The organism is Paenisporosarcina sp. P5_A11 (assembly GCF_056400705.1).
In genome coordinates, this window is sequence record NZ_JBFUKT010000379.1 from 1 (window position 1) to 824 (window position 824).

An 824-nucleotide genomic window follows, 5' to 3' on the forward strand; every position below is an offset into this window, starting at 1 on the left:
CGATTTTATCGAGTTTGTCTACAGTCTGAGACCACCTTAGTTGGTGGTCTTTCTTTATGTAATGGACTAATAATAATACAACGACACAAATTCGTTAGAAACAAGGGATGCTCCTACCTTGAATTCGTAAATTCCATTCGATAAGATGAAAGGGAGCGAAAGTGGGGAGAGTCCATGACGAAATATAAAAAAATGTTCACACTTATTGTGTTGAGCGCAATCATCCTATCGGGATGTAATTCATCAAAGTTTAAAGCAGAGACTGACTGGGAAGTTGAATCCTTTTCACATGAATCTCAAAGAGGCGAAAAAGTTTCTTTAGAAAATTTAAAAGGGACTGTGTGGTTGGCCACATTTATTTTCACCAATTGTGAAACGGTATGTCCGCCAATGACGATGAATATGACCAAGGTGCAAGATGAATTGATAAAATCAGGAGTAGAGGATTATAAAATCGTCGCATTTAGTGTGGATCCAAAAGTGGATACGCCCGAAATTATGGCTGAATATTTAGCGAAGTTTAACCCAGCTGACGAATCTAAGTGGGAATTACTAACGGGATATGACCCAGAGTATATGGAACAGTTTGCACGAGATTCATTTAAAACTCTCGTAAAAATTGACCCTAATTCAGATCAAGTCATCCATGGCACAAGCTATTTTTTAGTTGATCAAAATGGGATTGCTGTAAAGAGCTATGACGGTTATCAAGACGTACCAAAAGAAGAAATTGCTGCGGATATGAAAGCGCTAATTGAACAAGGGAAATAAAAAGGTTTTATGTAATTACAACCAAATCTAGAACACAGAGAGAGCGTCAATTC

The 824-nt window shown here is 37.6% G+C and carries 1 protein-coding gene; it reads left to right on the plus strand.

From position 1 onward, the window contains the following. Positions 1-174: 174 nt before the first annotated feature. On the plus strand, positions 175-771 hold the full coding sequence (locus AC1DOS_RS20395) for an SCO family protein (RefSeq protein WP_108588134.1): 597 nt from the start codon (positions 175-177) through the stop codon (positions 769-771). Positions 772-824 lie beyond the last annotated feature (53 nt).

Excerpts from the sequence above, each read along its gene's own strand:
- AC1DOS_RS20395 (WP_108588134.1), top strand. The coding sequence starts at position 175 with ATGACGAAATATAAAAAAATGTTCACACTTATTGTGTTGAGCGCAATC.